Genomic DNA, 296 nt, shown 5'->3' on the forward strand with positions numbered 1-296 from the left:
GTTCTACGTCAAAGGACCCTTTCCGTCGGGCGGCGTCCTCAGCTCACCCAATTTCCGTCTGGACGTATTAGATGAATTCTTTGCCGAACATTTCCCGAAGCACTGCAGCTACAACAACCCACCACCATCGGAGGTGATCGGCGTCGCCGCCCTGGCGCAACCAGACCTTGTGGTGGAGCTTGTCGTAATCGCCGCACTGCCGGACTAAGGCAGCGTGCCAGGAATTCCTCAGGCCGAAGCCCGCGCCTCGGCCAGCGCCTTGAGGTCGGCGGGCTTCAATTCAACGGATTCGCCGC

General features: G+C 60.5%; 1 protein-coding gene. It reads left to right on the forward strand.

The genetic code is table 11. The annotated features are described in order from the left end of the window. Positions 1–208 (forward strand): RidA family protein (locus EN852_RS39235; protein WP_246694590.1); only part of this gene is annotated, 208 nt, incomplete at its 5' end. Positions 209–296: the final 88 nt, after the last annotated feature.

The sequence above is a fragment of the Mesorhizobium sp. M2E.F.Ca.ET.209.01.1.1 genome (assembly GCF_004010375.2).
In the GTDB taxonomy this organism is placed as follows: Bacteria; Pseudomonadota; Alphaproteobacteria; order Rhizobiales; family Rhizobiaceae; genus Mesorhizobium.